The following is an 8580-nucleotide window of genomic DNA, read 5'->3' as shown; positions in this document are numbered from 1 at the left end:
CGCTTCCACACCGGTGACTCCAGTCACGCCTGGTACGCCAGCGCTGACGGTCACCAAGGCCAACCCGGGCAGCCTGGCTGTGGGGACTGCGTTCAACTACGCGTTCTCCGTGTCCAACGCCGCTGGAGCGTTTGGTCCTGCCACCAGCGTGACCATCAAGGACCTGGTGCCTGCAGGCATCAGCATCACGGGCGTGCCGAGCGGTGCGAACGTGTCCAGTGCGACCTGCACGCCCAACACCTTCCCGTTTGCGGGTAACGGCAGCTCCGTGCTGACGTGTACGGTGAACTTCACTGCGGCAGTGGCGGCGGGTGGCAACACCAGCTTCAACCTGCCGGCTGTTCCGACGGCGGTGGGTTCGAGCACCAACACGGCCTCCTACGATCCGTCGGGCGGCATCAGCCCCGTCAATCCGACGGCCGGTTGCACGACCGATTGCGCATCGACGCCTTCCACGCCGGTCACGCCTGGTACGCCAGCGCTGACGGTCACCAAGGCCAACCCGGGTAGCCTGGCTGTGGGGGCTGCGTTCAACTACGCGTTCTCCGTGTCCAACGCTGCCAGTGCCTTCGGTCCCGCCACCAGCGTGACCATCAAGGACTTGGTGCCGGCAGGCATCAGCATCACGGGCGTGCCGAGCGGTGCGAACGTGGCCAGTGCGACCTGCACGCCCAACACCTTCCCCTTCGTGGGCAATGGCACGGCGATCCTGTCTTGCACCGTGAACTTCACTGCGGCAGTGGCGGCCGGTGGCAACACCAGCTTCAACCTGCCGGCTGTGCCGACGGCGGTGGGTTCGAGCACCAACACGGCCTCCTACGATCCGTCGGGTGGCATCAGCCCGGTCAATCCGACGGCCGGTTGCACGACGGATTGCGCATCGACGCCTTCCACGCCGGTCACGCCTGGTACGCCAGCGCTGACGGTCACCAAGGCCAACCCGGGTAGCCTGGCTGTGGGGGCTGCGTTCAACTACGCGTTCTCCGTGTCCAACGCTGCCAGTGCCTTCGGTCCCGCCACCAGCGTGACCATCAAGGACTTGGTGCCGGCAGGCATCAGCATCACGGGCGTGCCGAGCGGTGCGAACGTGGCCAGTGCGACCTGCACGCCCAACACCTTCCCCTTCGTGGGCAATGGCACGGCGATCCTGTCTTGCACCGTGAACTTCACTGCGGCAGTGGCGGCCGGTGGCAACACCAGCTTCAACCTGCCGGCTGTGCCGACGGCGGTGGGTTCGAGCACCAACACGGCCTCCTACGATCCGTCGGGTGGCATCAGCCCGGTCAATCCGACGGCCGGTTGCACGACGGATTGCGCATCGACGCCTTCCACGCCGGTAACCCCTGGTACGCCTGCGCTGACGGTTACCAAGGCCAACCCCGGTAGCTTGGCTGTGGGCACGCCTTTCAACTACGCCTTCACGGTAGCGAATGCGGCCAGTGCCTTTGGTCCCGCCACCAGCGTGACCATCAAGGATCTGGTGCCCGCAGGCATCAGCATCACGGGCGTGCCGACCGGCGCGAACGTGGCCAGTGCGACCTGCACGCCCAACACCTTCCCGTTTGCGGGTAACGGCAGCTCCGTGCTGACGTGTACGGTGAACTTCACGACCTCGGTCGCAGCCGGTGCCAGCACCAGCTTCAACCTGCCGGCTGTGCCGACGGCTGTGGGTTCGAGCACCAACACGGCCTCCTACGATCCGTCGGGTGGCATCAGCCCTGTCAATCCGACGGCTGGTTGCACGACGGACTGTGCTTCGACTCCCACCACACCGGTCACGCCTGGTACGCCTGCGCTGACGGTCAGCAAAGCCAATCCGGGTAGCCTGGCCGTAGGTTCGCCCTTCAACTACACCTTCACGGTAGCGAATGCGGCCGGTGCCTTCGGTCCTGCCAACAGCGTGACCATCAAGGACTTGGTGCCTGCAGGTATCCGCATCACGGGTGCGCCGACAGGTGCGAACGTGGCCAGTGTGGACTGCTCGCCCAAGCCCAACACCTTCCCGTTTACGGGCAATGGCAGCACTGTCCTGACGTGCACGGTGAACTTCACGACCTCGGTCGCAGCCGGTGGCAACAGCAGCTTCAACCTGCCGGCTGTGCCGACGGCTGTGGGTTCGAGCACGAACACGGCTTCCTACGATCCGTCGGGTGGCATCAGCCCGGTCAATCCGACGGCAGGGTGTACGACAGACTGCGCTTCCACGCCTTCCACGCCGGTGACGCCTGGTACTCCTGCGCTGACGGTCACCAAAGCCAACCCCGGCAGCTTGGCTGTGGGGACTGCGTTCAACTACGCCTTCACGGTAGCGAATGCGGCCAGTGCCTTTGGTCCCGCCACCAGCGTGACCATCAAGGACCTGGTGCCGGCAGGCATCAGCATCACGGGCGTGCCGACTGGTGCAAACGTGGCCAGTGCGACCTGCACGCCCAATACCTTCCCGTTTGCGGGCAATGGCAGCTCCGTGCTGACGTGTACGGTGAACTTCACGGCGGCAGTGGCAGCGGGTGGCAACACCAGCTTCAACCTGCCGGCAGTGCCGACGGCTGTGGGTTCGAGCACGAACACGGCTTCCTACGATCCGTCGGGTGGCATCAGCCCCGTCAATCCGACAGCCGGTTGCACGACAGACTGCGCTTCCACACCGGTGACTCCAGTCACTCCTGGCACGCCTGCGCTGACGGTTACCAAGGCCAACCCGGGTAGCCTGGCTGTGGGGACTGCGTTCAACTACGCGTTCTCCGTGTCCAATGCCGCCAGTGCCTTCGGTCCCGCCACCAGCGTGACCATCAAGGATCTGGTGCCTGCAGGCATCAGCATCACGGGCGTGCCGACCGGTGCGAACGTGGCCAGTGCGACCTGCACGCCCAATACCTTCCCCTTCGTGGGCAATGGCACGGCGATCCTGTCTTGCACGGTGAGCTTAACCACGCCGGTGGCGGCTGGCAGCAACAGCAGCTTCAATCTGCCGGCTGTTCCGACGGCTGTGGGTTCGAGCACGAACACGGCTTCCTACGATCCGTCGGGTGGCATCAGCCCTGTCAATCCGACGGCAGGGTGCACAACAGACTGCGCGTCGACACCCACCACACCGGTCACGCCTGGTACGCCTGCGCTGACGGTCACCAAAGCCAACCCCGGTAGCTTGGCTGTGGGGACTGCGTTCAACTACGCGTTCTCCGTGTCCAACGCTGCCAGTGCCTTCGGCCCCGCCACCAGCGTGACCATCAAGGACCTGGTGCCTGCGGGTATCAGCATCACAGGCGTGCCGACCGGTGCGAACGTGGCCAGTGCGACCTGCACGCCCAACACCTTCCCGTTCGTGGGCAATGGCACGGCGATCCTGTCTTGCACGGTGAGCTTCACCACGCCGGTGGCGGCTGGCAGCAACAGCAGCTTCAATCTGCCGGCTGTGCCGACGGCGGTGGGTTCGAGCACCAACACGGCCTCCTACGATCCGGCGGGCGGCATCAGCCCTGTCAATCCGACGGCCGGTTGCACGGTGAACTGTGCATCGACACCAGCAACGCCGGTCACTCCCAGCACGCAGGTGCCGGTGGCTCCGACGTTGACGGTTTCGCCGACCACGGTGGGAGGCTATCCGCAGATATCCGGCACCGGCACGCCGGGCTACACGATCACGGTGAAGGATGGCTCGACGACACTGTGTACGGCAATCGTCGCGGCCGATCAGACGTGGAGCTGCACGCCAGGCGGCGGCTTGCCGACGCCGGGTCTGCACACGATCAGCGCGACCCAGACCAACCCCGGCAATGGCAATACCGGACCTGCCACAACGACTTCGCTCAACGTGCTCGGAAAGACCTTCACGGGTCCGACAGCCACCGGGGCAGGCAATGCCACGGCGACCTTGAGCGGTGGTGGCGCGGGCTGCGGGTTCGATGTGTCGCAGTCGTCCTTCGTCGCGGCTGCGCCGGGTGCGCCGGGCCAGTTGAGCTTCCCGTACGGCAATGTGCACTTCGTGGCCCGGGGCTGTACGGCCAGCAGCTCGATCACGGTCAGCGTCACCTGGCCGGGGCCGGTGACCGGCATGGCGTACTGGAAGTTCGGTCCAGCGTCCGCAGGGGCGGCGGACTCCTGGTATCAGCCTGCGGGTGCGGTGGTGTCGGGCAATACGACCTCGGTGGTGGTCACCGATGGCGGCCAGGGTGATGACGATCGCGCAGCCAATGGCGTGATCGTGGATCCCAGCGGTCCGGCGCGTGTGGGTGCGGCGCCGGGTGCCCGGCCGATCCCTGCGCTCGAACCGCGCATGCTCGCCATGGCCATGCTGCTGATGCTGGCCGCAGGCCTGTGGAATCTGCGCCGCAGACGCGGTTGACACACGGTTGAAGAGGCGCTGAACCATCGCCTGCCGAACCTGTTTCGGCAGGCGATTTCCATTGGGTAGAGGCGCTGCATCCCGGCGGCTCAAGCCTGCACGAAACCCCAGGCCGCCTTGTGGGCCTATCGCGCGTGCAACACGCCGTAAATGAGAACAATTTAGAATTTCGCGCTGATGGGTGCCTTGCATCCCTGGGTCCCGGCCGACGCACAGGCGCCTGGCCCCTTCATTCCTGCACGCCTGCCTTCCATGCACCGTTCTGTCCTGATGTTCCGTTGCGCACCGTGATGGACCGCTGAACGCCGCCGCCTGCTCCCCATGACTTTCAAGAAAATCTGGTTCCAGTTGCACTGGTTCGTCGGCATTACGGCCGGCACGGTGCTCATCGTCATCGGGCTGTCGGGCGCGGTGTTCTCGTTCCATGAGGAAATCCTGGGATGGATGAATCCCGGCACTGCCTCCGTGCCCGCGCGCGATGCCGCGCCGCTGGGGCCGCCGCAGATTGCGCAGGCGCTGCGCGAGGCCGGCGAGCAGCGCGTGGTCCAGCGCATCACCATCTTTGCCGAGCCCGGCCGCTCGGCCCAGGTGGCCTTCAAGCCGCCGGCCGGCCAGCGCCGGGGCCAGACGGTCTTTGTCGATCCCTACACGGGCGCGCAGCTGCCTGAGCAGCACGGCACGGAGTTCTTCGAATGGGTGGAGCGCCTGCACCGCTGGCTGCTGCTGTCGCGCGATGACGGCAAGCCCATCACGGGCACGCTGGCCGGCCTGTTGCTGATGCTGTCGCTGTCGGGCCTGTACCTGCGCTGGCCGCGCCGGCCGCTGTCATGGCGCACCTGGCTGACCTTCGACCCGGCGCTCAAGGGCCGCTCCTTTCTCTGGGGCCTGCACTCGGTGGCGGGCACCTGGGCCCTGGTGGCCTATGTGGTGTTCACCTGCACCGGCATGTACTGGGCCTTTGGCGTGGTGCGCAGCACGGTGGACGGCTGGGCCGGCGTGCCGCCGCGTGTGGCCGCTCCCGCGGCGCCGTCCTCGAAACCAGGTGGCGGCCGGCCTGAGCCGGCTGGCGCGCAGCAGCCCATCGACATCGCGCCTGGCTGGGCCGCCTTCGAGCGCATCGCCCATGGCTGGCAGTTCGCCCAGCTGCGCCTGCCCGAGCGCGCGGGCCAGCCCCTGCAGATCAGCTGGCTGGATGCCGATGCCACCCATGAGCGCGCGCGCAACCAGATGGCCCTGCTGCCCGACGGCGCCGTGCAGCGCGACGAGCGCTATGCCGACCTGCCCACGGGCCGCCGCGCCGTAGGCGCCATCTACCCGCTGCACATGGGCACCTATTTCGGCATGCCGGGGCGCATCTTCATGACGCTGGCCTCGCTGATCATGCCCCTGTTCGCCATCACGGGCTGGATGCTCTACCTGGACCGCCGGCGCAAGGCGCGCGCCCTGGCCAAGGAGCGCCAGGCGCTGATGGCGGACCCGCCACCGTCCGCGCCTGCAGGCCAGGACACCGTGCTGGTCGCCTTCGCCAGCCAGGCCGGCCGCGCCGAGCGCCTGGCCGTGGCCACCGTGGCCGTGCTGCGGGGGGCGGGAATGGCGGCCAGCCTGCAATCCGTGGCGGCGCTGGATGCCGAGCAACTGCGCCACCATCGGCGCGTGCTCTTCGTGGCCAGCACCTTTGGCGAAGGCGACCCGCCGGATGCCGCGCGCCGCTTTGCCCGCCTGCTGGGCGCGGCCTCGGGCTCGGCCCTGCCGCACCTGCAATACGGCCTGCTGGCGCTGGGCGATCGGCAGTACGCGGCCTTCTGCGGCTTTGGCCATGCACTGGACCACCAACTGCGCCGCCTGGGCGCACAGCCCGTGTTTCCGCTGATCGAGATGGATGGCGAGGACGCCCAGGCCTGGCATGCCTGGCAGCAGGCGCTGGCAGGGCATTTCGGCGCCGTGCTGCCCGTGTGCGATGCCCTGCCTGCGTCTTCGGCGGAACCGCTTGCCGATGCCACGGCCTTTGCCGCATGGCCGCTGCAGGCGCGCAGCCTGTGCAACGCGGGCAGCCAGGGCGCAGGGCTTTATGTACTGGACTTGGCACCGCCCGAAGGCGTGGCCCCGCTGTGGCGGGCTGGTGCGCTGGCCGAGGTGCTGCCACGCCATGGCACAGCCACCGTGCAGGCCTGGCTGGCCGCCCAGGAATGTGATGGTTCGGCCCCCGTGCAATGGCGCCAGCAGACCTGCACGCTGGCCGAGGCGCTGGCCGCCAGCGTGCTGCCGGCCCCGGGCGACATCGCCCCCGGCACCGCGCCCCAGGCCGTGGCCGATGCGCTGCGGCCCCTGCTGCCGCGCAGCTACTCGGTCGCCTCGCTGCCGCAGGACGGCCATGTGCGGCTGCTGGTGCGCCAGGCACGCCATGACGGCGGCCTGGGCGTGGCGTCGGGCTGGCTGACGGCGCATGCGGCCCGGGGCACGTCCGTGGCCATGAGACTGGTGGAAAACCGCGCCTTCGAGCCGCGTGAAGAGGCAGGTGCCGAGCCCGACGCTCCGGCCATCTTCATCGGCAACGGCTCCGGCTATGCCGGCCTGCGCGGCCACCTGCTGGCGCGCATGCACGCAGGCCGCCACCGCAACTGGCTGCTGTTCGGCGAACGCCAGCGGGCCCATGACGGGTACTGCGAGGCCGAGGTCTCCAACTGGCTGGCTGCCGGCAAGCTGGAGCGTGCCGACTTCATCTATTCCCGCGACCAGGCCCGGCGCCGCTACGTGCAGGACGCCCTGCGCGAAGCCGCCGAACCCCTGCGCGGCTGGATCGCCGACGGCGCCGTGCTCTACGTCTGCGGCAGCGCCGACGGCATGGCCGCAGGCGTCGATGCCGCGCTGGCCGACATCCTGGGCGCTACGGCCGTCGAAGACCTGATCGTCGAAGGCCGTTACAGAAGAGACGTGTACTGAACGTGGTGCGCATGCTGGACGCAGCGGATAAAACCGGCGCGGCCCCAAAGCAGGGGACAGCAAGCAAGGGCCGCCCCGCAGCGAGGCTGTCGTCCCCCTCCCGCGTGCGAGAGAGGGGGAAGGCGCGCAAGCGCCTCAGGGGGTGATGTACTTCTCTTTCCCGAGATTGAGCATCAACCGGTTCGCCCAGCCGAACAGCGCGGCCGAATGCAGCATGTCCAGGATTTCCTGGTCGGTGAGGCCGGCATCGCGCAGCGGCTGCAGCTGGGCAGCGCCAAAGCTGCCCGGTGAGCGCGTCAGGGCCAGCGAGGACTGGATGATGGCGCGTTCGCGCGCATTGGTGCCGGCCGTGTCCGGGTCGTCGAACATCTGGGCCATGACATCGTTGCGCTTGGCCAGCTGCTCGAAGCGCTGGGCGTGGACCGATGCGCAGTACACGCAACCGTTGGAGCGCGAGACGGCCGTGGCCGCCACCTCGCGCTCGGCGCGCGACAGGCCACCGGGCGCGTACATGATGGCGTTGAAGGCCTGCGAGCGCTCCGACAGCACGCGCGGCTGGCGGGCCAGCAGCAGGTAGAAGTCCGACGTGCGCGCCTTGGGGTGGCTCAGGTCCAGCACGGCCTGCTGCTCGGCCGTGGCCGTGGCAGGGTCGAGCACGGGCAGCCAGGACGTCCAGTCCAGCGTCTCGCTGGTGTAGCCGTTGCGGCGCAGCGGCTCGCCCGGTGGCGGCAGGTTGGCGGGGTGCACGAAGGGTGCGGCGGCGGCTTCGGCAGCCGGTGCGCTGGCCTGGCCTCCCAGCGCGACCATGGCCTGCACGCCCGCGAACAGGCGCAACTGGTAGGCGATGAAACCCACCAGCTGGGCCACCAGCACGGTGTCGTCGATGGACAGGCCGGACTCGGGCATGGCCAGCAGGGCCGCGCGGTCGCTTTCGGCCGGGTGCAGGGCCAGGGTGCGCACGAAGTGCAGGGCCGCATCCAGGCGGGCGTTGCCGGTCTGGGCGCCGGGCTGGGCCAGCACGGTGCGCAGCGCGGGCGTCAGGGCGTCGCCCAGGGACTCGGCACGCTGGCGGTATTCATCGGCCAGGGCCTGGACGCCGCTGACGCGGCATTGCTCGCTGGCCAGCACCAGGCGCTCGGCACGCGACAGGCTGTCGGCCAGGCCGTCGCCCAGCAGCAGGTCCTCGCAGGCCTGGGTGGCAATGGCCACCTTGTCGCGCTGGCGGCGCGTGGCGAAAACGGGGGACTGGGCGGTCAGGCCGGCCAGGCGGTCGATGGTGTCGTTGGCGGTGGTCATGG

The 8580-nt window shown here is 68.5% G+C and carries 3 protein-coding genes; 2 read left to right on the top strand and 1 reads right to left on the bottom strand.

Annotated features, from left to right (window positions below):
- The first annotated feature begins 148 nt into the window (after positions 1–148).
- Both PO605_RS21565 and PO605_RS21560 read left to right on the top strand, forming a co-directional pair.
- A complete protein-coding gene (locus PO605_RS21565; protein WP_272206864.1) occupies positions 149–4342 on the top strand; it encodes a beta strand repeat-containing protein in 4194 nt (1397 codons plus the stop codon).
- A gap of 321 nt (positions 4343–4663) precedes the next feature.
- Positions 4664–7282 (top strand): sulfite reductase flavoprotein subunit alpha, encoded by a 2619-nt coding sequence (locus PO605_RS21560; RefSeq protein WP_272206863.1) that lies wholly within the window; start codon positions 4664–4666, stop codon positions 7280–7282.
- Between the two features lie 135 nt (positions 7283–7417).
- Here the strand turns inward: PO605_RS21560 and PO605_RS21555 are convergent, their stop codons facing one another.
- Positions 7418–8578: a CMD domain-containing protein gene (locus tag PO605_RS21555; protein ID WP_082001640.1), complete on the bottom strand. Its 1161-nt coding sequence runs from the start codon at positions 8576–8578 to the stop codon at positions 7418–7420.
- Positions 8579–8580: the final 2 nt, after the last annotated feature.

The organism is Delftia sp. DT-2, from assembly GCF_028401915.1.
Lineage (GTDB): Bacteria > Pseudomonadota > Gammaproteobacteria > Burkholderiales > Burkholderiaceae_C > Comamonas > Comamonas tsuruhatensis.
The sequence above is the reverse complement of the archived record's forward strand: the minus strand, read 5'-3'. Positions and strand labels throughout refer to the sequence as shown.